This window comes from Wolinella succinogenes DSM 1740 (assembly GCF_000196135.1).
In the GTDB taxonomy this organism is placed as follows: Bacteria; Campylobacterota; Campylobacteria; order Campylobacterales; family Helicobacteraceae; genus Wolinella; species Wolinella succinogenes.
The window spans coordinates 32,149-55,666 of sequence record NC_005090.1 but is presented as its reverse complement, the minus strand read 5'-3'; the positions used below and the strand labels follow the sequence as shown (position 1 = coordinate 55,666).

The window sequence follows — 23,518 nt, the reverse complement described above, 5'->3', positions numbered from 1 at the left end:
CCACTTTCAACGATAAAAACATAAAGAATCCAAATGCTGGCCAAACTCCGCACTCTTCTCACCGCCAAAGACAAAGAGTTCATCTTCGTCTTGCTTCTCTTCTCCATCATCATCTCTATCATCGAGATGATCGGCATCTCCGCTATCATGCCCTTCATCTCGGTGGCAAGTGATTTTGAGACCATTGAGGCCAAACGCTACTTTTCCGTCCCTTATCACTATTTTGGCTTCACCTCCCCGCAGGGCTTCGTGATCGCCTTTGGAGTCATTCTCCTTTTCTTTTACCTTTTCCGCAGTCTTATCAATCTCTTTTACCAATATCTTCTCGCTCGATTCTCCTTTGGGCGCTACCACCTCATCGCCTTTCGACTCTTTCAGAACTACATGGGGATGAGCTATAAAGATTTCATCACCAAAAACAGCTCCTCTCTCACCAAGGCCATCATCAACGAGGCCAACAACCTCACCATCGTTATCGCTGCCGTGCTCTTTATGATCTCTGAGCTCTTTGTGGTGATTCTCATCTATGGAATGCTGCTAGTGGTCGACTATCAGATCACCCTCACACTCACACTCCTTTTGGCGCTCAAAGCATGGATTTTAGGGGTGACCGTCTCCAAAAAAATCAAAGATGAGGGGGATAGACGCGAGGAGTTCCAAAAGAGCTTCTATGAGATTATCGGCTCTAGCTTTGGCAACTTCAAGCTCATCAAACTTCAGAGCAACGAAAAACCTATCATGGACAAATTCGCCAATGCCTCTTGGGGATACGCCACCTCTAACATCATCAATCAGACCCTCTCCCATGTCCCTAGGCTCTTTTTAGAGGCCATTGGATTCTCTTTGATGGTCGCCATCATCCTCTTTTTGGTCTACTCCAAGGAGGGTGACATCAGCGATGCCCTACCCCTCCTCTCTATGTATGTGCTCGCTCTCTATCGCCTCTTGCCCTCCGTGAATCGAATCTTGGACAGTTACAACCGAATCCTCTTCAATCACAAATCGCTTGATATTGTCTATGACGACCTCTCTTATAGCCTTGATTCTTTGGGCGATTCCCCCGTGGAATTTGAACGTGAGATTCGACTCCAGAATGTCACTTTTGAATACGAGAATCACAAACCCGTTTTTGAAAATCTCAACCTCACCCTCAAAAAAGGGCAAAAGGTTGCTTTCATCGGCGAGAGCGGAAGCGGCAAAAGCACCCTAGTGGATATTTTGATTGGACTCTACAAGCCCAAAAGTGGTGAAATCTTTATTGATGAGACGCGCCTAAGTCTAGAAAACCTCAAAAACTGGCGCCGCAAAGTGGGCTATATCCCCCAAAGCGTCTATCTTTTTGATGGCACCGTTGCCGAGAATGTGGTCTTTGGGCGAGAGTATAATGAGAGCAAAATCAAAGAGGTGCTAAAACTAGCCAATGTCTATGACTTTTTGCAAAAAAAAGAGGGTCTCTTCACCAAAGTGGGCGAGGGAGGAGTGATGCTAAGCGGAGGGCAAAAACAGCGAATTGCTATCGCTAGAGCCCTTTATGGTGACCCTGAAATTTTGGTGCTTGATGAAGCCACTAGCGCGTTAGATAACGAAACGGAGAGCAAAATCATGGAAGAGATTTACGAGGTAAGCCAGGACAAAACGCTTATCATCATCGCTCACCGCTTAAGCACCATAGAGCACTGTGAACGAATCTTCCGCATCAAAGAGGGAGGAGTGCATGAAGAGTGACCCTCTCCCGCTCTTTAGCGTCCTAACCCCAAGCTACAATCGTGCTTCCACGCTTCACCGCGTCTATGAGAGCCTCTCTTCTCAGACCCTTCAGGGGGTCTTTGAGTGGGTGGTGGTGGATGATGGCTCCAAAGATGAGACCCAAGCCTTGGTGGAGGGGTGGCAAAAAGAGGCCAACTTTCCCATTCTCTACCTAGCCAAAGAGAATGGAGGCAAAATCTCCGCCCTCCTTGAAGGGCTCTCTCATATCCAAGGCGAGCTATTGCTTATCGCCGATTCCGATGATCGATTCCTCCCCCAAACCCTTGAGACCTTCCACGCCCTTTGGCAAGGATTCACCCAAGAGGAGAAGAATCGATGCAGTGGAATTGGCGTTCTCTGCCTCACCCAAGAGGGCAAACCTCTAGGCCGTCCCTTTCCACAGGAGGGATGGTTTGAGGTCTACGATTCGATGTTTGATGGCACCAATGATGCCACAGGAGAGACCTGGTCAGCCCTCAATGCCTCCATGCTCAAACGCCACTTCTCTCTACCTAGAGAGGCTGAAGGGTTGAAGTTTATTCCCGAGAGCTTCTTTTGGGTGAAGCTAGCCATCCATGAGCGCCCCAAAAGCTATCGAATCAACCAACCCCTCCGAATCTACTATGTCAACGAGGAGGGAACGGGGGCCTTGAGTGAAAATATCCGCCTCAAACAACCCCGCGGATTCCTCGTTGAATCGCGCTATTTTCTCAATCACTACCCCTTTATCCTCAAGGAGTACCCGCGAAGCTATCTCAAGCATCTGCTCAAATACGCCCTCTTCTCCCAGCATTTAGGAGAAGGTTTTCTCACCTCATGGAAGAATCTCACCTCATGGAGAGCCAAGATCCTCTTTGCTCTTTGTTATCTTCCTGCCTTTGCTTTGCAAAAACGCTATTTCCACCCCTAAAAACCAAGGAATTACGCATGAAACGCTTAGCGTTTGTCATCTCATCTTTAGGAGCAGGGGGTGCAGAGAAGGTGCTCTCCTTGATGAGTCACTATTTGGCCCAAAAAGGAATCTCTCTCACCCTCATCTCCCTAGGAGATTCCAAGAGCTTCTATCCCCTCCCCGCCCAAGCCAAGATCATCGCCCTAGGGGAGTGTCGCTCCTCCAAAGGAGTGATCGATTCTCTTTTCCAAAACCTAAGGCGAATCCAAAAGCTCCGCCAAGCCCTGCGCGCTGCTAGGCCCGATCTTATCCTCTCCTTTATGACTGAGACCAATATCCTCTCCATCATCGCCGCTAAAAGTCTAGGGATTCCCGTGATTGCGAGCGAGCACACCAACTACCTCTGGCAGCCCTCACGCCTTTGGAATCGCTTGCGTCACCTCCTCTATCCTCTCGCCTCTGCCACGACCCTCCTAACCCAAAGGGACAAAGAGAATCACTATGGCTTTCTCCCCCAAGCCAAGATTCTCCCCAACCCCTTTGACTTTCCCCCGCTCTCTCCGACCCCCAAGGAGAAGATTATCTTAGGCGTGGGGCGCCTCATCAAGGACAAGGGTTTTGATCGTCTCATCCGCGCCTTTAGCCGAATCTCTATAGGCGACTATCAACTCCTTATCGCAGGAGAGGGCGAGGAGAGGGTTCGCTTGGAGGAACTGATTCAATCCTTGGGAATGGAGGAGAAGATTCATCTCCTTGGTTCTCAAAAAGAGATCTATCCCCTCTATGAACGCGCCTCTATCTTTGTTCTCTCCTCCTCCATGGAGGGACTCTCTAACGCCCTCATTGAAGCGATGAGCATGGGGTGTGCGGTCATCTCCTTTGACTGCCCCTATGGCCCTAGCGAGGTGATCACCCCCCAAGAGAATGGTCTTTTAGTGCCCTTGCATGATGAAGTTGCACTCCAAGAAGCGATGGAGCGCCTCATCCAAGAGGAGCCACTCCGCCAAAAGCTCTCCCAAAATGCCCCCAAAGTGCGGGAGCGATTCGCCATCGATAGGGTGATGCCTCAATGGGAGGAGTTGATGCGCTCCATCCTTGATTCTACCCCCTCTTGTTCAAAGGAGTCTTGATGATTCTCCTCCAACGCGCCAAAAGTCAGGAGCTCTGGTTTGCCCCCACGCCAAGCCCCAAAGAGTGCTACTCACTCAAAGCCTTCGTGCAGTGCCAAGAGACCCAAACCCCTTGGGGTTTTGTCAAAGAGCCCTTCTTCACTCGACTCATCGATCTTGAATCGCCCTTCGAGGAGGAGTTTGACAAAAATGTTCGATACGAGATCAAACGCGCTCAAAAAGAGTCTCTTCTCTTTAGCTGGGGTGAAGGAGTTCCCCGCTTTGTCAAATTTTTCAACGCTTTTGCCCAAAGCAAAGGGCTTAGTCTCCTCAATGAGGCTGAGCTCTCCTACATGGGCGAGCATCTCCGCCTCACCGAAATTAGAGCCAATGGAGAGCCCCTCGTGATGCACTCCTACCTCCTAGATCACTCCATTAAGCGAGTGCGCCTGCTCCACTCCGCCTCCCTCTTTCGCCTCAGCCAAGAGAAAGATTTTCGCGCACTCGTCGGTCGAGCCAATCGACTTTTGCACTTTTTGGATATGGAGCGCTTTAAGGAGGAGGGATTTAAAATCTATGACTTTGGGGGAGTGAGCCATAGCCAAGACCCTGCCCTGCTTGGAATCAACCGCTTCAAAGAGGGCTTTGGCGGAAGGGAGGTCGAAGAGCCCACCTTTCGCGGATGGCTCTTTGTCGCACTACTTAAAATCTTCACACTTAAAGGAAGACTTCAAACATGGAAGCGCGCTATATAGTTCGGCTAGATGATGCCTGTGCCACGATGGATAGAAAAAAGTGGAAACGCATAGAGGAGATTTTAGATCACTACTCCATCTCTCCGATTGTGGCGGTGATTCCAAGCAATCAAGACCCCCAGATGAGAATCGATCCAGAAGATGAGCTCTTTTGGGATAGGGTGCGCGCTTGGCAAGCCAAAGGATGGCACATCGCTCTCCATGGATTTGAGCACCGCTATGTCACCCAAAGTCGAGGCATCATTCCCATGAATGCTTACGGGGAGTTCTCAAGTCGCCCCTTAGAGGAGCAAAAAGAGAAGATTCTCCAAGGTTTGGCTATCTTTGCCAAAGAGGGAATAGAGACAAAAATTTGGGTCGCTCCCGCGCACAATTTCGACCATCAGACCCTAGAGGCGTTAAGAGAATCGTCCATTCAAATCATCAGCGATGGAATCGCCCATGAGCCCTACCATGAAAGGGGATTTTTCTGGATTCCCTGCCAGCTCTCTTCTCTCATCCCTCAAAAGAGTGGTCTATGGAGCGCCTGCTACCACCCCAACACCATAGGGGAAAAGGAGTTTGAAGATTTGGAACGATTCTTAAGCTCTCATTCCCATAGCGTCCTTTCTGACCTCTCCTCCCTAGAGGGTCTCTATGGACATCGCAAACGAACACTCAAGGAGCGGTTCTACTTCTATGCCTACTTCCTCAATCGAAGACGCCAACAAAATCAAACCCTCCAAAAAATCACCTCACGCCTTCGGCGATTTTTGTAGAGTATCCCATAAATCATCTCCAAGGAGAATCCATGAACCCCCCTCCCTTTAGACTATTTTTGGCGATTCGCTCTCTCCATAAAGGGGGAGCAGAGCGGCAGATGGTCGAGCTAGCCAAAGGACTGGACAAAGAGCGCTTCGCCCTCACCCTCTGCACCCTCTATGGGGGCGGTGAGCTAGAGAGAGAGCTCAAAGAGAGCGGCGTGGAGATTTTCTGCTTGCACAAAAGAGGGCGAAGCGACTTTAGCTTCCTTAGGCGCTATCGCACTTTGATCCAAGAGCAAAACCCCAAGGCCATCTACTCCTTTTTGCCCGAGATGAATCTCTTCTCGCTGATGGCCTCACGATTCCTCAAGCGCTCTCCCAAGATTCTTTGGGGATTTCGCTCTAGTGATATGGATGTGAAGAGTTATGGATGGCAGAGTCGCCTCTACTATGCCGCCCAAAAGCTCCTCAGCCCCTTTGCGAGCAAAATCATCACCAACTCTCACCATTCGCTTGCCTACCATAAACACATTGGCTACTGCATGAAGCGAGCCCAAGTGATTCACAACGGCATTGACACGAAGCGATTCTCCCCCTCTTTAGAGCTTCGAGAATCGTTTCGCCAGCGCTACCATCTCAAAGACAAAATCGCCATCGGAATCGCTGCAAGGATGGATATCGCCAAGGGCTATCCCTACCTAGCCAAAGCGGCCAAAATCATCCTCTCTCGCTACCCCAAGGTTCTTTTCTTTGCGGCAGGCGAGATTGACCCTTTACTCCAAAAAGAGTGCTTAGAGATTTTGGGGCAGGAAGGGGAGCGATTCATCTGGCTGGGTGGAGTGGAGAGGATGGAAGAGGTCTATAATGGCTGGGATATTCTCGTCTCCTCTTCGCTCACAGAGAGCTTCTCTAACTCCATCGCCGAGGGGATGGCCTGCGCGCTCGCCCCCATTGCCACCGATGTGGGCGATACCTCCGTCATCCTTGGAGAGGTGGGGACGCTCATCCCCCCTAAAGATTCCGAAATGTTGGCGCAAAAACTCGCTTTAATGATAGAATCCGATTTCAAAACAGAAGGGGAGAGGGCGAGAGAGAGAATCGTCACGCTCTTCTCCCTTGAAGCAATGATTCAAAACTCCACCAAGGCCATCCTAACATGTGCGGAATCGTAGGCTACAGCCAAAACCACCCCCAAGCCATCCAAGAGATGCTCCAAAGCATCCGCCATCGAGGTCCTGATGATCTAGGAATCTACTGTGATGAGGGCTTCTCGCTTGGTCACACCCGCCTCTCCATCCTCGATCTGAGCCACGCAGGCCATCAGCCCATGGAGTTTGAGCATCTCGTGATTGTCTTTAACGGTGAGGTCTATAACTTCCGCGCCATCCAAAAAGAGCTTCTAGGGCTTGGCTACACCTTCTTCTCCGATTCAGACACAGAGGTGATCCTCAAAGCGATGCACTGCTGGGGCGAAAAAGCCGTGGATAAATTCATCGGGATGTTTGCCTTTGCCCTCTGGGATAAGAGAAAAGAGGAGCTGCTCCTCTATCGAGACCGAGTAGGAGTGAAGCCTCTTTACTACTATTTTGAAGGGGGCGAGCTTCTTTTTGCTAGCGAGCTACGCGCCATCACCGCCATCAAACCCAACCTAGCGCTAAGCCAAGCGGGGCTTTATGAATATTTTCAATTCGGCTATATAAGCTCCAATCTCTCCATCCATCAGGCCATCCACAAGCTCCCTGCTGGGCATTATCTCCGCTTCAAAGCGGGCAAGATCGAGGTGAAGCCCTATTGGAGCATCCACACCTTCTTGGAGATGCCCCCTTTTGAAAAGAGTGAAGAGGAGCTTATTGATGAGCTAGAAGAGCTTTTGGTGGATGCCTTCAAGCTTCGTATGGTGGCGGATGTGCCCGTGGGAGTCTTTTTGAGCGGAGGAATCGATTCCTCTTTAGTGGCAGCGATTTTACAAAAGCACCATGGTCATATCCATACTTTCACCATCGGCTTTGAGAATCCTCGCTACAACGAAGCCCTCTACGCCAAAGGGGTCGCCGAGCATCTTGGCACCGAGCATACGGAACGAATCCTAAGCGCTGAAGAGGCGCGAGAGATTCTCTATCGCTTCCCTGAAGTTTACGATGAGCCTTTTGGCGATAGTAGCGGGATTCCTACGCTTCTTGTCTCCAAGGTGGCCAAGGAGAGCGGAGTGAAGGTCGTCCTCTCCGCTGATGGCGGAGATGAGATCTTTTGCGGTTATGAGCGCTATCCCATCGCCCACTCCCTCTCGCGCAAGATCCTCTCCCTCCCCTATCCCCTAAGAGCCTTCGCAGGAAGAGCCATGGAGAGCTTTGGAGCCAAGAGGGCGGGCTATCTCTTTAAAGTGCGCAACCTAGAGCACAAATTCAACCAACTCAGCGAGATGCTGCGCGCTAAGGATTTGGAAGAGTTCTACGAGCTCTTGGTGCACAACTCCAAAAACTATGAGATCAAAGAGCTCCTAGGGGAGACCTTCCCTCCCAAGAGCCGAGCCTTTAAAGTCGGCGAGAGGATTCACCCCATGCAGGGGATGATGTCATGGGATTATGAACGCTACATGGTGGATGACATTTTGGTGAAAGTTGATCGAGCGACCATGTTTCACTCTATTGAAGGACGGGAGCCTCTACTGGATCACCGCATTGCCGAATTTGCCGCACGCCTTCCCTTTAACATGAAATTTCGCGAGGGCAAAACCAAATATATCCTGCGAAAAGTTCTTGAGCGCTACCTTCCCAAAGAGATGATCGAACGCCCCAAGATGGGCTTTGGAATCCCGATGTTTGAGTGGTTTAGCCAAGATTTACGCTCCCTTTTTGAGACTCACTTTACCCCTGAGAGACTCAAAAGCTCTGGCGTGCTCAACCCAAGCTATGTCCTAAGAGAGCTTGGCAAACTCCAAAGAGGGGAGCCCGTCAATGTCAATAAGCTTTGGCTCATCCTCGTCTTTTTGATGTGGCAAGAGAAGGCACGCTAGATGAGTCGCCCCTCCTTGGCCGTTCTCCTCTACTCCATGGGAGGCGGGGGAGCCGAACGCGTCATATCCACGCTCCTGCCCTCCTTCAAAGAACATTTTGAGGTTCATCTCGTCCTCTTTGAAGAGATTGTCGCCTTTGAAATTCATGGGGTTCCCCTCCATATCCTAGGGCGCAACCAAGTCCATGAAAAAGGTCTCTTTAAACTTCTTAAGCTCCCTTTTTTGGCCTACCGATACGCTCGATTCCTAAAGAAGCATCAGATCACCCACTCCTTCTCCCTGATGAGCCGCCCCAACTATGTCAATCTCCTTGCCTCCTTTGGGGGCGGAGGCTCCAAAATCATCCTCAGTGAGCGCGCCACCCCCTCACTCCAATACGCTGGTGACTCTCTAGGGGCGAGAATCAACCGTTTTCTCATTCGCTCCCTCTACCCCAAGGCTCCACTCATCATCGCCAACTCTCAAGGCAACGCCAAAGACCTGCAAGAGAATTTTGGAATCACCCCCAAGCGCCTTTGCACCATCCCCAACCCCTTTGACCTAGAGCGCATCCAAGCCCTTTCTTTGGAGAGCACTCCTTTAGAGGGCGAGGATCGATACACTTTTGTAAGCGTGGGAAGGCTCGATAGGGGCAAAAATCATCGCCTGCTCATTGAGGCGATGGAGACTTTCAGGGGAGAGAGCGTGGCGCTCTATATCCTAGGAGAGGGCGAGCTAAAGGATGAGCTTCTCTCTCTCATTCACGCCAAAGGTCTAGAGAATCAGGTCTATCTTGTGGGCTTTAAACCCAACCCCTACCCTTGGATCAAAGGGGCGCAGGCCTTCCTTTTTGGCTCCAACCACGAGGGCTTCCCCAATGTCTTGGTCGAATCGCTCGCCCTAGGGATTCCTATCCTCTCCACCGATTGCCCCAGTGGTCCTAGGGAGATTCTCGCCCCTCAAAGCCCCCAAGAGCTTCTCCTTGAGGGATTAGAGCTCACCCCCTATGGAATCCTTGTGGCCAAAAATGACAAAAAAGCGATGGTGGAGGCGATGCAAAAGCTCCTCCGCCAAGAGTCTCATTTCTCCAAAGAATCACTCCTTGATCGCGCCAAGAGCTTCTCCAAGGAGATCATCCAAGAATCCTATCTCAAAGCACTCTTCTCATGAAGCCACAGCCCCTCTCTTCGCCTCCGCATAGGGGCCAAGCAAGCCTAGATATAGGGCTAGCCCTCCTCCTCTTTCTCTTTGCCCTAGGAGCACGTCTAGCTTGGGTGGTCGATTTTGGAGCCTATGAGGAGTTCCTTCACAAGGGAATCCTCATGATCAACACCAATGATGGCTACTACTATGCCGAGGGCGCGCGCGACCTCATCGCAGGTTTCCACCAAGAAAATGACCTCTCTCCCTTGCACACCCCCCTCTCCCTTCTCACCGCTTGGCTCTACCATCTCACCCCTTTTAGTCTTGAAGCACTGCTTCTTGGTATGCCTCTCTTTTTTGGCGCCTCCATCGTCTTTCCCCTCTACCTGCTAGGAAAAGAGCTTGCCTCTAGAAATGTGGGATTCTTTGGCGCACTGCTTGGAGGAGTGGCGGTGAGCTACTACAATCGCACCATGGCAGGCTACTACGACACGGATATGCTGGTGCTGGTGCTTCCGCTTTGGATGTTCTATTTTCTCTTTAAATTCCTCAAAGAGCCTAGGGCGCTCTTTTGGATTCTCTCCGTCCTCTTTGGAATCGCCTCCGTCCTTTGGCATAACGGCCTTGCCAATCTCTATGTCGGAGTCTTTCTCATTGGAATCCTCTATCTTCTTTTTTTTGAAGAATCAAATCCCAAGCGCTGGCACGCCCTCTCTTTAATTCTGCTTCTATGCCTCCCCAATCCCTCTTTTTTGCAGATAGGCGTGGTGATCCTTTTGGGCTTTTGGATCGCTCAAACCCCCTCTCTAAACCCCTCCCTCGCGCCATGGTTCACGCTGGCTCTTCTTATTTGGGTGCTCTTTGGGGGGGCTCTCTCTCCCCTTTGGTATCAGCTAGAGGTCTACCTCTTTCGCCCAAGCGTTGAGGCAAGCGCTCCTAGCCTCCACTTCTATAGCGTGGTGCAGACTATTCGCGAGGCAAGCACCCTCTCTTTGGAGAAGCTAGCCATTCGTATCAGCGGCCATCCTTTAAGCTTTGGCCTTGCTCTTTTGGGTTATCTTCTACTCGCCTTCAAACGCCCCCTCTTTTGGCTCACCCTCCCCTTTGTAGCGTTGGGCTTTTTGGGGATGAAGAGTGGGCTTAGATTCACCCTTTTTGCGGTGCCTTTCATGGCGCTCTCTTTGGGATTTTTAATCGAATCAATATTGGCTCAAATCCCTCAAAAACTTTGGCGCTTTCCCCTCTTTGCCCTAGCCACACTCCTTGCCCTTTGGCCTAATCTCAATCACATCCTCGATTATCAAATCCCGCCTGTCTTCAAGGCCAAAGAGGTGCACCTTCTTGAAACCTTCAAGGGAATCGCCAATCGCGAAGATTATGTGATGGCTTGGTGGGATTATGGCTATGGGCTCCGTTACTATAGCGATGTCAAAACCCTCATCGATGGCGCCAAACACGCAGGAAACATCAACTACCCCGTGAGTTACGCCCTCCTTAGCCAAAATGCCCTCGCCTCGGCCAACATGGCGCGCCTTAGCGTGGAGTTCACCGAGCGCTCCTTCGAGGAGGGGTGGAATGGCGATGAGGTGGTAGCCAAAATAATGGAACACTACGGCTTTAGCGATCCCAACGCCTTCCTAGAAGCCCTCAGCCAAGACGCCCTGCCCTTACCTCCCAAGAGTCGTGAAATCTACTACTATCTTCCCCTCAAAATGATGGAGATTCTTCCCACGGTCGATCTCTTTAGCCACCTTGACCTCTCCACGGGCCACTCCAAGGAATCGGGCTTTTTCTTCTACACCCAAAACTTTATCGACCAAAAAGATTTCATCGATTTAGGGCGTGGGCTTAGGATTGACAAAACCGAAGGCATCTTGGAATTTCAAAGCGGTGAAAGGGTAGCTTTAAGAGAGTTTATCATCACCCAAGAAGAGGAGGGAGAGGTTCACTCCAAAAGCCTCAAGCTTGATTCTGCGGCTCCGCTTTATGCGGTCTATATGAAGAATCAGCGTGCTATTTTTCTTGCGGATGAGCACTACTTCCACTCTCTTTTCATCCAACTTTTTGCCTTGGGGGATTACGATTCCACTCTGTTTGAACCCATTCTCTCTTCGCCTTGGGCGAAAATCTATAAACTAAAGAGATAAAACCATGTGCGGAATCGCTGGCACCCTCAACTCCTCTTGCTTCTCTTCAAAAAAACTCCTCGCCGCCCTAGCGCATCGAGGACCCAGCGGTCATGGGGAGTTTAGCCACCAAGGGGTGAATCTTTTTCATGCGCGCCTCTCCATCCAAGACCTGAGTCCCGCAGGGGCGCAACCCATGCATCGTCACCATCTCTCCATCGTCTTTAATGGTGAAATCTACAACCACCTAGAGCTGCGAGCCAAGGTGGCAGACTACCCCTTTTCCACCCGCTCAGACACGGAGACAATTCTCGCCCTCTTTGAGCGCTTTGGAGAGCGCTCTTTGGAGTGGATGGATGGGATGTTTGCCTTGGCCATCTTAGATCAGCGCACCCACAAGCTCTTCCTTGCACGCGATCGCATGGGGAAAAAACCTCTCTTTTACTATCAAGAGGGAGAGGAGTTTCTCTTTGCCAGCGAACTCAACGCCCTCCTCACCCTAAAACCTCTACAAATCGATCACGCAAAACTCTCTGCCTTTCTTCGATGCGGATTCTTCCCTCATGATGGAGCCCCCTATCAAGGAGTCCAATCCCTCCCCCAAGGCTCCTACGCCTTCATCGACCTGCACCATCCAAGGCCCCTCTCTCCCCAGCGCTACTTTGACCTGCTCTCCCTCTATCAAGCCCCTAAAATTGAGGGATTTGAGGCTTCCAAGGAGGCGGTCGAACTCGCGCTTAAAGAGAGTGTAAAGAATCGCCTAGAGAGCTCCGATTTAGAGGTGGGAAGCTTCCTTAGTGGAGGAATCGACTCTTCGCTCATCACCGCTTTAGCCTCCTTCTTCACCCCAAAGCTTAAAACCTTCACAGTCGCCTTTGAAGGAGCCTATGATGAATCTTCACTCGCCGAGCTTGTCGCCAAGCGCTACAAGACCGACCACACCACCTTGCACCTCAACCCCTCCAAACTCAAGGAGGAGGTGAAGGGAATCTTGGCTTGTTATGGACGCCCCTTCATGGATAGCTCGGCGATTCCTAGCTACTATGTGAGTCAAGAGGCCAAAAAACATCTCACCGTCATCCTCAATGGCGATGGAGCGGATGAACTCTTTGGCGGCTATCGTCGCTATGTGCCCATGAGCCATGGATGGCTTAAACTGGCTCGCCCTCTAAGCCTCCTTTTGCCCCTGCTTCCCTTGCCTAAAGAGAAAAAATCTCTCTACAACTACCTCCATCGACTCCTAGCGATGAGCCGAAAAAGAGGACTTGACTTCTACCTCTCCGCCACCATTGACAGCTTTGAGGATGCCTACGCCTTTAGCCCCAATCCTCACACGCAAACACTTGATCAAGAGATCACGCAAATCCTTGAGGATTCCTCCCTCTCGTCCCTCTCCAAGATGCTCTATCTCGATAGCCAAAACCTCCTTCTCTCTGATCTGCTTCCAAAAATGGATATCGCGACCATGGCGCACTCCCTAGAGGGTCGCTCTCCCTTTCTTGGCAAATCCCTCCTAGAGGTCGCCCCTAGAATCAAGGATGAGTATAAAATTTTCGGGAAGAGTACCAAATTCATTCTCCGCGAACTGGCCAAAAAATATCTTCCCCATGCCCTTCTTGAACAGCCAAAGCGAGGCTTTGAGGTGCCCCTTAGAGCTTGGGTGGAGGGGGAGCTAAAAGAGCTTATTTTTGATTCTCTCTCCAAAAATTGCCTCTCCAGGGAGCTTATCGAGAGCCGTTTTGTCGATGCTCTCCTTGATAAACCTCAAGATTTTGCCCCCGAAAAACGCGCCAAGATGCTCTGGAGCCTCTTTAGTCTAGAGGTGTGGCATGAACACTATCAAAAGGCTTGTGAATGAAAATCCTCTTCCTCTCCCACCTAGATATGAATCTCTATCTCTTTCGCCGACCCATCATGGAGGCCCTTCGCAAAGAGGGGCATGAAGTGATCGCGATGTGCCCCAAGGGTGAATATTTTGATCGATTTAAAGAGCTCGGAATCAAAGCCATCAGCTATGAGATTTCACGCGAGAGCCTCAATCCCTTCAAGGAGCTCAAAACGCTTCTCTCCATCGCCCAAAAGCTCTCCGAACTCAAACCCGATATTCTGCATACTTTCATGCTCAAGCCCAATATCTATGGCACTCTAGCCTCCAAAATCGCCTCCATCCCCTATGTCATCTGCAGCGTCACGGGGCTAGGGAGCTTCTATATCGAAGAGTCATTCAAATCTAGGGCGATTCGCTATCTCATCGAAACACTCAGCCGAATCGTCTTTAAAATCGCCAAAAAGGTGGTCTTTCAAAACGAGGATGACCGCCAACTCTTCATCCAAAAAGGACTCGTGGAGTCTTCCAAGACCCATCTCATCAAAGGCTCAGGAATCAACACCAAGCTCTTTGATCCCGCCCTCATCTCCCCCTCCACCCTGGTGCGTTATCGCCAAGAGCTGGGCTTAGAGAAGAAACATGTGGTTCTCATGGTCGCGCGTGCCATCGCCCACAAAGGGGTGCGCGAATACTACGAAGCAGCGCGCCTTTTGGGGGCTTTCACCTCCGATTCTCACCTTGCCTTTCTTTTTGTGGGTGACACCGATGAGGGGAACCCCTCCTGCGTCTCCTCCAAAGAGCTCTACTCTCCCCATGTGCTTTGGTTGGGGCACCGAGAGGATATTTTAGAGCTTATGGCGTTATGCGATATTTTTGTTTTACCAAGCTATCGCGAAGGGATCCCCCGCACTCTCCTAGAAGCCTCTAGTCTTGCCAAGCCCATGGTGACCTCTTTGGCGGTGGGGTGCAAAGAGGTGGTTAAAGAGGGAGAAAATGGGTTTTTGGTGCCCGTAGGGGACACCAAGGCCTTGGCGCAAAAAATTCACTATCTCGTGCAAAATCCTGCACTTCGCCTCAGCATGGGTGAAAAAGCGCGTCAAATCGCTCAAAAGGAGTTTGATGTGAGCATCATCGTCAAAGCCCATCTAGAGCTCTACAAGGAGGTGAGAGGTGATCTACAAAAAACTCTTTAAGCCCCTTTTTGACCGCGTGCTAGCGCTCATTTTACTACTGCTCTTTAGCCCTGTTTTGCTCCTTTGTGCGTGGCTTATTAAAAAGCACCTCGGCTCTCCTGTCCTCTTTAGGCAAGAGCGTCCCGGCAAAGGGGGGGAAATTTTCAAAATTTTCAAATTTCGCACCATGAGTGATGCACGTGATGCGGAGGGGAATCTTTTGAGTGATGAGGAGCGTTTAGCGGGCATAGGGAAACGCATCCGTTCCCTCAGTCTTGATGAGCTTCCTCAACTCCTCAATGTCCTTCGTGGGGAGATGAGCTTTGTGGGGCCAAGACCGCTTTTAGTCGAATATCTACCCCTTTATAGCCAAGAGGAGGCAAGACGCCACGATGTGCTCCCTGGAATCACGGGCTGGGCTCAAGTCAATGGCCGCAACGCCATCTCGTGGGAAGAGAAATTTGCACTTGATCTCTACTACGTGGAGCATCAGAGTTTTTGGCTGGATATGAAGATTCTCTATCTCACCGCCCAAAAAGTATTCAAGCGTGAAGGGATTAGCTCAACTACCAGTGCCACAATGGAAAAGTTCAAAGGACACGCATGAAAATCGCTCTCTATGGCGCCAGTGGCCATGGCAAAGTGGTGGGCGAGATCGCCCAGCTTCTAGGCTATGAGATTATCGCTTTAGTGGATGATGCCAAAGAACCCAAAGAGCTCTTTAATCTTCGCTCCATCCCAAGCCAAACCTTCTTTGAGCGCTTCCCCGAAACTCCCGTTGCTTTGGGAATCGGAGACAATTCAACTAGAGCCAAAATTTTCACGATTCTTAAAGAAAAGGGGTATAATCTCCCGATTTTAATCCACCCTCACGCCACGGTTTCACGTGAATCCATTTGGGGCGAAGGGAGCGTGGCGATGGCAGGAGTCATCGTCAATGCGAGCACCTCCATCGGAGAGGGCGTGATCCTTAATAGCGGAGTGGTGGTGGAGCACGACAATGAGATTGGGAGTTTTGCCCATCTCTCCCCCAGAGTGGCCTGTGCAGGCGGGGTGAGGGTAGGGCGTCTCAGCCACTTGGGGATTGGTGCCTGCGTGATCCAAAATCTCACCATTGGTGAATATTGCGTCATTGGCGCGGGAAGTGTCGTCATCAATGATATTGAAAGCTTTAAAAAAGTGGTGGGGAATCCTGCCAAAAGGGAATTGCCATGAACGAATCTAGAATCTTCCTCTCTCCTCCCCATATGGGCGGAAATGAACTCGCCTATGTCCAAAAGGTATTTGAGAGTAACTATATCGCTCCCTTAGGGGCCTTTGTGAACGCCTTTGAGGATAGCATCAAGCGCTACACCCAAGCGCCAAGCGCTCTTGCGCTCTCTAGCGGTACTGCAGCGATTCATCTAGCGCTCAGGGTTGGCGGAGTGGGGCAGGGGGATTATGTGCTCGCTAGCTCTTTCACCTTCATCGGCTCCATCGCGGCGATTCTCTACGAAAAGGCAATTCCCGTCTTTATTGATAGCGATGAGGAGAGTTGGAATCTCTCCCCCTCTCTTCTTAAAAAAGCGATTGCCTCCCTAGAGAAGAAGCCCAAAGCGCTCATCCTCACGCATCTCTATGGCCAATGCGCCAAGATCGAAGAGATTGCCACCCTTTGCCAAGAGGAGGGAATCCTCCTCATTGAAGATGCCGCCGAATCGCTTGGTGCCACCTACAAAGGTCGCCAAACAGGCACCTTTGGTGATTTTGGCATCTACTCTTTCAATGGCAACAAGATCATCACCACAAGCGGCGGCGGGATGCTTGTGGGAAAAGAGAACAAGGCGATGGAGAAGGCGCGTTACTACAGCACCCAGGCGCGCGAACCCCTTCCTCACTACGAACACTACGACTTTGGCTACAACTATCGCATGAGCAATGTGGTCGCCGCCATTGGCGCGGGACAGATGGAAGTTTTGGAGGAGCGCGTGCAGAAGCGGCGTGAGATTTTTAGTTGGTATCAGGAGCTCTTATCTCCAGATGAGGTGGAATTCATGCCAGAGATTCCTCACTCTAGAGGGAATCGATGGCTCACCACGCTTCTTTTTAAAAAGGCTGACCCTCTTAGGGTGATGAAACACCTCGAAACGCATCAAGTCGAATCGCGCCCCTTGTGGAAGCCGATGCATCTCCAGCCCCTCTTTAAAGGATCCAAAGCCTTCGTCGATGGCACAAGCGAGCGATTCTTTGCTCGCGGACTCTGCCTCCCTAGCGGCACAGCGATGGATAGGACGACCGTAGAGAAGATCGCCCATTGGGTGAGCGAGGCCCTATGAGCTCCTCTCTCCTGCGCCCTAGCAACACAAAGAGGATTCTCTTTTTTCTCGTCATTGATATTCTCGTCTCCTACTTCACCCTCACCCTTGCCTATGACCTGCGATTCAGCTTTGAGGTGCCCCTGGAGTTTAATGCGAATGTCAAGCTTCTCTTCCTCTCCCTTATCGCGCTGAAAATCCTCTCCTTGGGACTCTTTCGCGTCTATTTTGTAGCATGGCGCTTCTTTGGCCTCATCGAAGCGCTTCGGATTCTCTATGCCCACCTTTTGTCCTATGGAATCTTCTTTGGCTTAACCCTCTTCTCTCCAGAGATTTTTGACTACTTTCCCCAGAGCGTCATTGCCACTGACTTTGTCCTCTCGGTTATTTTCATCGGAACTATCCGAATCTCCAAGCGCGTCTATCTAGAAAATGTCCGCGAACACTCCCCTAAAGTCGCCCTCATCTTTGGAGGAGGCACCCAGGCTGCCAACCTTGTCAAAAGCGCCCTAAGCGGAGAGATTCCCGTCTATCCCATCGCGATTATCGATGATAATCCCAAGATTGAGGGGACCTACATCGCCAATCTTCGCGTCTATCCCATGTCCTCCTGTAGCGAGCTCATCACCAAGCATAAAATCTCCACCGCCGTCCTCACCAAGGAGTACGCCAAGCCTCCTTTGGAGAAGCTCTTCAAAGAGATTCATGCCCTAGGAATCACCGATATCAAGATCGCCACGACCCTTAAAGAAGATGAGCCCCTCAAGGATGTCTCCATCGAAGACCTCCTCTCTCGCCCCCCCAAAGACCTCGATCGCTCCGTGATCAAGGAGTTTATCCACGACAAAACCGTCCTCATTACAGGGGGCGGGGGGAGCATTGGAAGCGAGATTGCAAGGCAGTGTGTCAATTTTGGCGCCCAGAAGGTGATCTTGCTTGATCATTCCGAATACAACCTCTACGCCATCACTGAGGAGTTACAAAAATTCAACATCCTGCCCGTGATGTTTAGCATCCTTGAAAAAGAGCGTCTTTTGGAGCTTTTTAAACAAGAGAAGCCTGATATTCTTCTTCACGCCGCGGCCTACAAGCATGTCCCCCTTTGCGAGGGGAATATGTACAGCGCCGTAGAAAACAACGTATTAGGAAGTAAAAACGTTATTGATTGTGCGATTGAGTGCGAGATTCCCAAGATTGTCGTCATCTCCACCGATAAAGCCGTCCGCCCCACCAATGTCATGGGAGCAACCAAGCGCGTGGTGGAGCTTTATGCCCAAAATGTGGATAGCAAAAAGAGTGAGATTGTGGCCGTTCGCTTTGGAAATGTGCTAGGAAGTAGCGGAAGTGTTGTGCCCAAATTCAAAGCGCAAATTGACAGGGGCGGCCCCATCACCGTCACCCATCCTGAGATCACGCGCTACTTCATGCTCATCCCTGAAGCCTGCCGCCTTGTCCTCCAAGCCGCTGCCATCGCCAAAGGTGGAGAGATCTTCATCCTTGACATGGGCGCTCCAGTGAAGATCGTTGACTTGGCCAAAAATATGCTCAAACTCTACAAAAAAGAGGAGGAGATTGAGATCGTCTTCACAGGTCTTCGTCCCGGTGAAAAGCTATACGAAGAGCTCTTAATTGATGATTCGGAGCAAAAAACCCAATACGAATCAATCCATGTCGCTCGCCCCACGCCTTATGACATTCATAAGCTCAACCGCGACATAAAAGAGCTCATCCAAGCTTCCAACAAGGTTACCAAGCTCAAAGAGATTGTGGTCGAGTTCAACCACAAAGCCTGATTTTACAAAGAGTGCTCTCTTTTGTAGGCATAATATTTCTCACAGGCCTCAATAAGCTCCCTAGAGAGGGGCTCTAGGAGCTTGTAGTCGCTCCAAAGAGTCTCTTCAACCACATCATGAATCTTTGCGGCTACCTCGCTAGCGAGTCGTTTGAGTCTGGCTAGCTCTCTCTTTTCCTCTTCGCCCATGATTAAGAATCCTCTCGCACTTTTTAGAGGATTCAATCACATAAAACATTCCAAAAACATCTTAGAGCATCCTGCTCCAAAAAAACATTCTCGGCTCGCTCTCCCTGAAGCCTAGACTCTGATAGAGTGTCTGAGCGCCTTGGTTGTCCTCGCGCACCTCCAGAGTCACCTTGGCATAATCCCGTCTCTTGGCCTCTTTGATGAGGTGCTCCAGCATACTCCGCCCCACCCCTTTTCCCCTAGCTTCAGGTGAAACGATCACATCATGAAGATTGAAATAGGGCTTTTGCTTAAAGGTCGAAAAGTTGACAAAAAGGGTACAAAGCCCCACAAACTCCCCCTCCATGGAGGCCAAAAGAATCTCAACATTAGGAGTTTTTCTCAGCCCCTCAATAAGCTTTAAGGCCTGCTCTTTTTCTAGGGGCTCTCCGCCTCCCATGGGATCTAAAATATAGTCATTCAGAAGCTTGACGCAAGCACGCTCATGCGCCTCCTCCTCTAAATTCGCCCAAAGCAACTCCATCTCTCCTCCTTATTTCATGAATGGAATCTATTATGCAATAACATCGATGAAACATCGACTCAAAACCCCATTAAAAGGATAACCTATGGCTGTTATGATCACTGATTCCTGTATCAATTGCGATTCCTGTATCGAGGAGTGCCCCGCCACAGCTATTGTTAGCGCGGATGACGCTCCTATCGCAGGTTTTGAACACACCTATGTCAAGCCCGAAAAGTGCATCGAGTGTGCCGATAGTACCGTGCCAAAGTGTGCCGACATCTGCCCCACCGAGGGTGCTATCGTCTGGGATATGCCCTACATAGCGGAATTTAACGACTACTACAAAAGCGGGCATGAGGGCGGAAACTATGGCATCAGGGAGCACAAAAGCAAGGGATTCATGTTCCCCGAAAATAGCCCCAAGCCCTATCGAGAGAGTATCTCGCAAGAGGATAGAGCGGCACACAAAAACGTGAGCGCCTAAGAGGATTTTGGGTCTCTTGGGGCTAGGATTCTCTCTCTAAATTTGCCTACGCCCAAGGAACCCTATGAAAAATCTTTTTGTGATCACAGTCACCTACACCAAGCCTCTGGATATTATTGATGCGATTCTTCCCGAACATCGCGCCTTTTTGCAAAAAGGCTACGAAGCGGGCATCTTGCTCGCCTCTGGACCCATGAACCCGCGCGTTGGCGGAATCATCCTAGGAATCTTCAAGGACACCAAAGAGGCGATGGAATTCACCGCCAAAGATCCCTATGCCAAAAACAACGCAGCCAGCTATCAAGTGGTGGAATTCACCCCCGTCAAACATACCGAATCTCTAAGCGCCTTCCTCCAATAATCACACTCCTCCAACCCAAAGAATCAAGAGATTCGATCGAATTTTTGATTCTTTGCTCCTCCTCCTTTCGCTCAAATAAAAATGTTAAGATAAATTTTACCTAATTAGGGAGATAATACTCTATATGGCTTTATTGCCATATCGGTCAGGAGAAGTGCTGAGCACTTAAACATACTCCGACACCAACCGCAACCAAAACACTCTTTTCAACGTGTTCCCATATGGCCACCTTCTCCCCTAGGTCGCGTGTGCGATTCTCGAAGGAGAAAATTTCATCACTCAATCCTCACACAAGGAGAAATCCGCATGGAAGTTAAAGAGAACTCCCGAAGGAAGTTCTTAGTGAAGGCTGGAAAGACTTCAGTGTTGCTAGCAGGCGGAGCTATCGTGCTCAGTGGCTGCAATAATGAACCTAAAGCCTCACCAGAGCTCACTCGAGGAAAATCCAAGAAGACCGAAATCCTCTACCAAAAGAGTCCTCACTGGGAAGAGTATTTTAGTATTGCACATTAACAAGGCAAAGCGTCAAGTTGAACTTCAAATCTAACAACAAGGAGGAAGTCATGAGTGAAGCGTTAAGCGGACGCGGGAACGATCGAAGAAAGTTCCTAAAGATGTCGGCTTTAGCAGGAGTCGCAGGCGTGAGTCAAGCGGTTGGCTCCGACCAAAGCAAAGTGCTTAGACCTGCAACAAAACAAGAGTTAATCGAAAAATACCCAGTGTCCAAAAAGGTAAAAACGATTTGCACCTATTGCTCGGTCGGATGTGGAATTATAGCGGAAGTGGTCGATGGTGTATGGGTACGCCAAGAGGTCGCTCAAGATCACCCCATTAGTCAAGGGGGTCACTGCTGCAAGGGCGCCGATATGATTGATAAGGCTCGAAGCGAAACAAGACTTCGATACCCCATTGAGAAAGTTGGCGGAAAATGGCGTAAAACTTCATGGGATAGCGCCATGGATAAGATTGCCAAGCAGCTTCAGGATCTCACCCAAAAATATGGCCCTGATAGCGTCATGTTCATTGGCGGCTCCAAGTGTTCGATTGAACAATCCTATTATTTTAGAAAGTTTGCCGCCTTTTTTGGCACCAACAATCTCGATACCATCGCACGAATCTGCCATGCCCCAACAGTTGCTGGAGTCTCCAATACCCTTGGATATGGCGGTATGACCAATCACTTGGCAGACATGATGCACTCCAAGGCGATTTTTATCATTGGTGGAAATCCCGCAGTGAATCACCCTGTAGGCATGGTGCATATCTTGCGCGCTAAAGAGGCAGGAGCAAAAATCATCGTTGTGGATCCCCACTTCAGTCGAACAGCAACTAAAGCCGATCACTATGTGAGATTGCGCAATGGCACGGATGTCGCCTTCATGTATGGGATGATTCGCCATATTGTAAAAAATGGACTAGAAGATAAAGAATTTATTCGACAACGCCTATTTGGCTACGAAGAGATTCTTAAAGAGTGCGAACAGTACACCCCTGAAGTGGTCGAAGAGGTCACAGGCGTGCCCGCCCAACAACTTATTGAGATCACGGAGATCTTCGCTAAAGCCAAGCCTGCTTCACTGATCTGGGGGATGGGTCTCACCCAGCACACCACAGGTACAAGCAACACTCGTTTGGCCCCTATTTTACAGATGATTCTTGGAAACATTGGCAAACGAGGTGGAGGCACTAACGTTTTACGAGGTCATGACAATGTCCAAGGCGCGAGCGACATGGGCAACCTAGCCGACAGTCTTCCTGGCTATTATGGGTTAGACAAAAATGCATGGAATCACTTCTGTGGAATCTGGAAAGTGGATTTCGAAGCAATGCAAAAACGCTTTAAGACCCCTGATATGATGCATAAAAAAGGTTTCAGTGTATCCACATGGAGATATGGGGTGACTGAAGAGGAGAACATCCCCCACAATGCAGGCACTAAACTTCGAGCCTTGATTGTCGTGGGAAGCGGAATCTCTACGATCGCACGCGTGGATACCACCAAAGACGCTCTAGACAAGATGGATTTAGTCGTCTTTTTTGATCCCTATTTCAATGATGCAGCCGCCCTCACCAACCGAAAAGATAATCTCTATATCCTTCCTGCCGCCACACAGATGGAGACCAGCGGAAGAGTCGCAGCGACGAATCGAAGCTATCAGTGGCGATCCATGGTTATGAAGCCACTCTTTGAGTGTCGACCTGACGAAGAGATTCTCTTTGATTTAGCTAAGCGACTTGGATTCTATGAGGAGTACACTCGCTCTTTGGGGGATGGCAAAGGAAACTTTGTATGGCCCGATGATGCGACTAGAGAGGTGGCCAAGGCTATACGAACTGTCGGCTTCCAAGGCAGAACTCCAGAACGACTCAAGGCTCATGCAGAAAACTGGCATATGTTTGATAAGTTCACCCTCAGAGGAAAGGGCGGCCCCGTCAAAGGCGAATACTATGGTCTTCCTTGGCCTTGCTGGAGCGAAAAGCATCCTGGAACACCAAATCTATGGGATGACAGCATCCCTGTAATGGATGGAGGTCTTGGCTTTAGGGTTCGATGGGGTGATGTGTCACCCACAGGAGAAAGTTTGTTGGCCAGCCAGGACAGCTCTTTGCCCGGCTCAAAATTCAAGGGCGGTCATAGCATGATCACCGATAAAAATGTCGAAGCTATCACTGGAATCGCCCTCACCGAAGAGGAAAAAGCCAAAGTGGCAGGCAAGACATGGGCGACTGACACCACCAATATCTTGGTTGAAAAAGCACTCGCCGCAGGTCTCTCCCCTATGGGTAATGGTAGAGCTAGAGCGATTGTTTGGGAGTGGACGGATCAGATTCCTAAACACCGTGAACCCATCTACACAATTCGACACGATCTCATTAGCCAATATCCAACCTTCAAAGACAAGCCCAACCACTTTAGGGCAAATATTCGCTATGAGAGCCGCCAAAAAGAGAAAGATTGGACCAAAGAGTTCCCGCTTAATATGCTTTCTGGACGACTAGTAGCACAGTTTGGCACAGGCACAGAGACAAGATCAGCTCATTACCTCGCCGAGGTTCAGCCTGAGATGTTTGTGGAGATTCATCCCGAAACAGCCACGGATTTAGGCGTGAAGCATGGTGACATGGTTTGGGTGCACGGCACCAATGGGGCAAAGATTCTCGTGAAAGCGAGACATAGCTACAAGGTCAACAAAACAAGTGTTTTCCTCCCCCAGAATTTCGGAGGAATGTATCAAGGAGAGTCACTGGTTCCGTATCATATTGCAGGCACAGAGCCTTATGTTATTGGTGAATCATGCAATACCATCACAAGTGATGCATACGACATCAACACCAGTACTCCTGAAACCAAGTGCGGCCTCTGCCGCATCGAAAAAGCGTAGGGGG

Annotated in this window: 21 protein-coding genes; 19 read left to right on the top strand and 2 right to left on the bottom strand. The window is 50.1% G+C overall.

Annotated features, from left to right (window positions below):
* The first annotated feature begins 33 nt into the window (after window positions 1-33).
* Genes WS_RS00250 through WS_RS00180 form a run of 15 tightly spaced genes read left to right on the top strand, consistent with a single transcriptional unit; the run spans window position 34 to window position 18,593 of the window.
* Entirely contained in the window at window positions 34-1,725 is a 1,692-nt protein-coding gene (locus tag WS_RS00250) for an ABC transporter ATP-binding protein/permease (RefSeq protein WP_011138022.1), read from the top strand.
* Window positions 1,715-2,656: a glycosyltransferase family 2 protein gene (locus WS_RS00245; protein ID WP_011138021.1), complete on the top strand. Its 942-nt coding sequence runs from the start codon at window positions 1,715-1,717 to the stop codon at window positions 2,654-2,656. Before WS_RS00250 ends, WS_RS00245 begins: the two co-directional genes overlap by 11 nt.
* A gap of 17 nt (window positions 2,657-2,673) precedes the next feature.
* Window positions 2,674-3,768 (top strand): glycosyltransferase family 4 protein, encoded by a 1,095-nt coding sequence (locus WS_RS00240; RefSeq protein ID WP_011138020.1) that lies wholly within the window; start codon window positions 2,674-2,676, stop codon window positions 3,766-3,768.
* Window positions 3,768-4,502, top strand: coding sequence for a peptidoglycan bridge formation glycyltransferase FemA/FemB family protein (locus tag WS_RS00235; RefSeq protein ID WP_011138019.1), 735 nt, complete (start codon window positions 3,768-3,770; stop codon window positions 4,500-4,502). The genes WS_RS00240 and WS_RS00235 overlap by 1 nt, the downstream gene beginning before the upstream one ends.
* Window positions 4,484-5,260 (top strand): DUF2334 domain-containing protein, encoded by a 777-nt coding sequence (locus WS_RS00230; RefSeq protein WP_011138018.1) that lies wholly within the window; start codon window positions 4,484-4,486, stop codon window positions 5,258-5,260. The genes WS_RS00235 and WS_RS00230 overlap by 19 nt, the downstream gene beginning before the upstream one ends.
* 32 nt (window positions 5,261-5,292) lie before the next feature.
* Window positions 5,293-6,417 carry a glycosyltransferase gene (locus tag WS_RS00225; RefSeq protein WP_011138017.1) on the top strand — a complete coding sequence of 375 codons (1,125 nt, stop codon included), beginning with the start codon at window positions 5,293-5,295 and terminating at the stop codon, window positions 6,415-6,417.
* Complete coding sequence (gene asnB / locus WS_RS00220) at window positions 6,402-8,258, top strand: asparagine synthase (glutamine-hydrolyzing) (protein ID WP_011138016.1); 1,857 nt, start codon at window positions 6,402-6,404, stop codon at window positions 8,256-8,258. Before WS_RS00225 ends, asnB (WS_RS00220) begins: the two co-directional genes overlap by 16 nt.
* Entirely contained in the window at window positions 8,259-9,407 is a 1,149-nt protein-coding gene (locus tag WS_RS00215; RefSeq protein WP_011138015.1) for a glycosyltransferase, read from the top strand.
* Window positions 9,404-11,527, top strand: coding sequence for an STT3 domain-containing protein (locus WS_RS00210; protein WP_011138014.1), 2,124 nt, complete (start codon window positions 9,404-9,406; stop codon window positions 11,525-11,527). Before WS_RS00215 ends, WS_RS00210 begins: the two co-directional genes overlap by 4 nt.
* Window positions 11,528-11,531: 4 nt before the next feature.
* Complete coding sequence (gene asnB / locus WS_RS00205) at window positions 11,532-13,364, top strand: asparagine synthase (glutamine-hydrolyzing) (RefSeq protein ID WP_011138013.1); 1,833 nt, start codon at window positions 11,532-11,534, stop codon at window positions 13,362-13,364.
* Window positions 13,361-14,527, top strand: coding sequence for a N,N'-diacetylbacillosaminyl-diphospho-undecaprenol alpha-1,3-N-acetylgalactosaminyltransferase (gene pglA, locus WS_RS00200; protein ID WP_011138012.1), 1,167 nt, complete (start codon window positions 13,361-13,363; stop codon window positions 14,525-14,527). The genes asnB (WS_RS00205) and pglA overlap by 4 nt, the downstream gene beginning before the upstream one ends.
* Window positions 14,508-15,113, top strand: coding sequence for a sugar transferase (locus WS_RS00195; RefSeq protein WP_041571935.1), 606 nt, complete (start codon window positions 14,508-14,510; stop codon window positions 15,111-15,113). The genes pglA and WS_RS00195 overlap by 20 nt, the downstream gene beginning before the upstream one ends.
* Window positions 15,110-15,721 carry an acetyltransferase gene (locus WS_RS00190; protein WP_011138010.1) on the top strand — a complete coding sequence of 204 codons (612 nt, stop codon included), beginning with the start codon at window positions 15,110-15,112 and terminating at the stop codon, window positions 15,719-15,721. Before WS_RS00195 ends, WS_RS00190 begins: the two co-directional genes overlap by 4 nt.
* Window positions 15,718-16,821, top strand: coding sequence for an aminotransferase class V-fold PLP-dependent enzyme (locus WS_RS00185; RefSeq protein ID WP_011138009.1), 1,104 nt, complete (start codon window positions 15,718-15,720; stop codon window positions 16,819-16,821). The genes WS_RS00190 and WS_RS00185 overlap by 4 nt, the downstream gene beginning before the upstream one ends.
* Complete coding sequence (locus WS_RS00180; protein WP_011138008.1) at window positions 16,818-18,593, top strand: polysaccharide biosynthesis protein; 1,776 nt, start codon at window positions 16,818-16,820, stop codon at window positions 18,591-18,593. Before WS_RS00185 ends, WS_RS00180 begins: the two co-directional genes overlap by 4 nt.
* A 2-nt stretch (window positions 18,594-18,595) precedes the next feature.
* On the opposite strand, the gene WS_RS00175 is transcribed toward WS_RS00180, so the two are convergent.
* Window positions 18,596-18,781, bottom strand: coding sequence for a CCE_0567 family metalloprotein (locus WS_RS00175; RefSeq protein ID WP_011138007.1), 186 nt, complete (start codon window positions 18,779-18,781; stop codon window positions 18,596-18,598).
* Window positions 18,782-18,842: 61 nt separating this feature from the next.
* Window positions 18,843-19,304 carry a GNAT family N-acetyltransferase gene (locus WS_RS00170; RefSeq protein ID WP_011138006.1) on the bottom strand — a complete coding sequence of 154 codons (462 nt, stop codon included), beginning with the start codon at window positions 19,302-19,304 and terminating at the stop codon, window positions 18,843-18,845.
* 85 nt (window positions 19,305-19,389) lie between these two features.
* On the opposite strand from WS_RS00170, the gene WS_RS00165 reads away from it, so the two are divergent.
* The 4 genes from WS_RS00165 to WS_RS00150 all read left to right on the top strand — a co-directional run bounded on the left by WS_RS00165 (window position 19,390) and on the right by WS_RS00150 (window position 23,514).
* A complete protein-coding gene (locus tag WS_RS00165; RefSeq protein ID WP_011138005.1) occupies window positions 19,390-19,770 on the top strand; it encodes a 4Fe-4S dicluster domain-containing protein in 381 nt (126 codons plus the stop codon).
* A 64-nt stretch (window positions 19,771-19,834) separates the two neighbouring features.
* Window positions 19,835-20,131 carry a YciI family protein gene (locus WS_RS00160; protein ID WP_011138004.1) on the top strand — a complete coding sequence of 99 codons (297 nt, stop codon included), beginning with the start codon at window positions 19,835-19,837 and terminating at the stop codon, window positions 20,129-20,131.
* 306 nt (window positions 20,132-20,437) lie between these two features.
* Window positions 20,438-20,644, top strand: a complete 207-nt coding sequence (locus WS_RS00155; RefSeq protein ID WP_011138003.1) for a hypothetical protein — start codon at window positions 20,438-20,440, stop codon at window positions 20,642-20,644.
* A gap of 50 nt (window positions 20,645-20,694) precedes the next feature.
* Entirely contained in the window at window positions 20,695-23,514 is a 2,820-nt protein-coding gene (locus WS_RS00150) for a formate dehydrogenase subunit alpha (RefSeq protein WP_011138002.1), read from the top strand.
* The last annotated feature ends 4 nt before the right edge of the window (window positions 23,515-23,518 follow it).

What these genes read in the sequence shown, in the direction of transcription:
- WS_RS00250 (WP_011138022.1), top strand. Translation starts at nt 34, where the DNA reads ATGCTGGCCAAACTCCGCACTCTTCTCACCGCCAAAGACAAAGAGTTC.
- WS_RS00245 (WP_011138021.1), top strand. Translation starts at nt 1,715, where the DNA reads ATGAAGAGTGACCCTCTCCCGCTCTTTAGCGTCCTAACCCCAAGCTAC.
- WS_RS00240 (WP_011138020.1), top strand. Translation starts at nt 2,674, where the DNA reads ATGAAACGCTTAGCGTTTGTCATCTCATCTTTAGGAGCAGGGGGTGCA.
- WS_RS00235 (WP_011138019.1), top strand. Translation starts at nt 3,768, where the DNA reads ATGATTCTCCTCCAACGCGCCAAAAGTCAGGAGCTCTGGTTTGCCCCC.
- WS_RS00230 (WP_011138018.1), top strand. Translation starts at nt 4,484, where the DNA reads ATGGAAGCGCGCTATATAGTTCGGCTAGATGATGCCTGTGCCACGATG.
- WS_RS00225 (WP_011138017.1), top strand. Translation starts at nt 5,293, where the DNA reads ATGAACCCCCCTCCCTTTAGACTATTTTTGGCGATTCGCTCTCTCCAT.
- asnB (WP_011138016.1), top strand. Translation starts at nt 6,402, where the DNA reads ATGTGCGGAATCGTAGGCTACAGCCAAAACCACCCCCAAGCCATCCAA.
- WS_RS00215 (WP_011138015.1), top strand. Translation starts at nt 8,259, where the DNA reads ATGAGTCGCCCCTCCTTGGCCGTTCTCCTCTACTCCATGGGAGGCGGG.
- WS_RS00210 (WP_011138014.1), top strand. Translation starts at nt 9,404, where the DNA reads ATGAAGCCACAGCCCCTCTCTTCGCCTCCGCATAGGGGCCAAGCAAGC.
- asnB (WP_011138013.1), top strand. Translation starts at nt 11,532, where the DNA reads ATGTGCGGAATCGCTGGCACCCTCAACTCCTCTTGCTTCTCTTCAAAA.
- pglA (WP_011138012.1), top strand. Translation starts at nt 13,361, where the DNA reads ATGAAAATCCTCTTCCTCTCCCACCTAGATATGAATCTCTATCTCTTT.
- WS_RS00190 (WP_011138010.1), top strand. Translation starts at nt 15,110, where the DNA reads ATGAAAATCGCTCTCTATGGCGCCAGTGGCCATGGCAAAGTGGTGGGC.
- WS_RS00185 (WP_011138009.1), top strand. Translation starts at nt 15,718, where the DNA reads ATGAACGAATCTAGAATCTTCCTCTCTCCTCCCCATATGGGCGGAAAT.
- WS_RS00180 (WP_011138008.1), top strand. Translation starts at nt 16,818, where the DNA reads ATGAGCTCCTCTCTCCTGCGCCCTAGCAACACAAAGAGGATTCTCTTT.
- WS_RS00175 (WP_011138007.1), bottom strand. Translation starts at nt 18,781, where the DNA reads ATGGGCGAAGAGGAAAAGAGAGAGCTAGCCAGACTCAAACGACTCGCT.
- WS_RS00170 (WP_011138006.1), bottom strand. Translation starts at nt 19,304, where the DNA reads ATGGAGTTGCTTTGGGCGAATTTAGAGGAGGAGGCGCATGAGCGTGCT.
- WS_RS00165 (WP_011138005.1), top strand. Translation starts at nt 19,390, where the DNA reads ATGGCTGTTATGATCACTGATTCCTGTATCAATTGCGATTCCTGTATC.
- WS_RS00160 (WP_011138004.1), top strand. Translation starts at nt 19,835, where the DNA reads ATGAAAAATCTTTTTGTGATCACAGTCACCTACACCAAGCCTCTGGAT.
- WS_RS00155 (WP_011138003.1), top strand. Translation starts at nt 20,438, where the DNA reads ATGGAAGTTAAAGAGAACTCCCGAAGGAAGTTCTTAGTGAAGGCTGGA.
- WS_RS00150 (WP_011138002.1), top strand. Translation starts at nt 20,695, where the DNA reads ATGAGTGAAGCGTTAAGCGGACGCGGGAACGATCGAAGAAAGTTCCTA.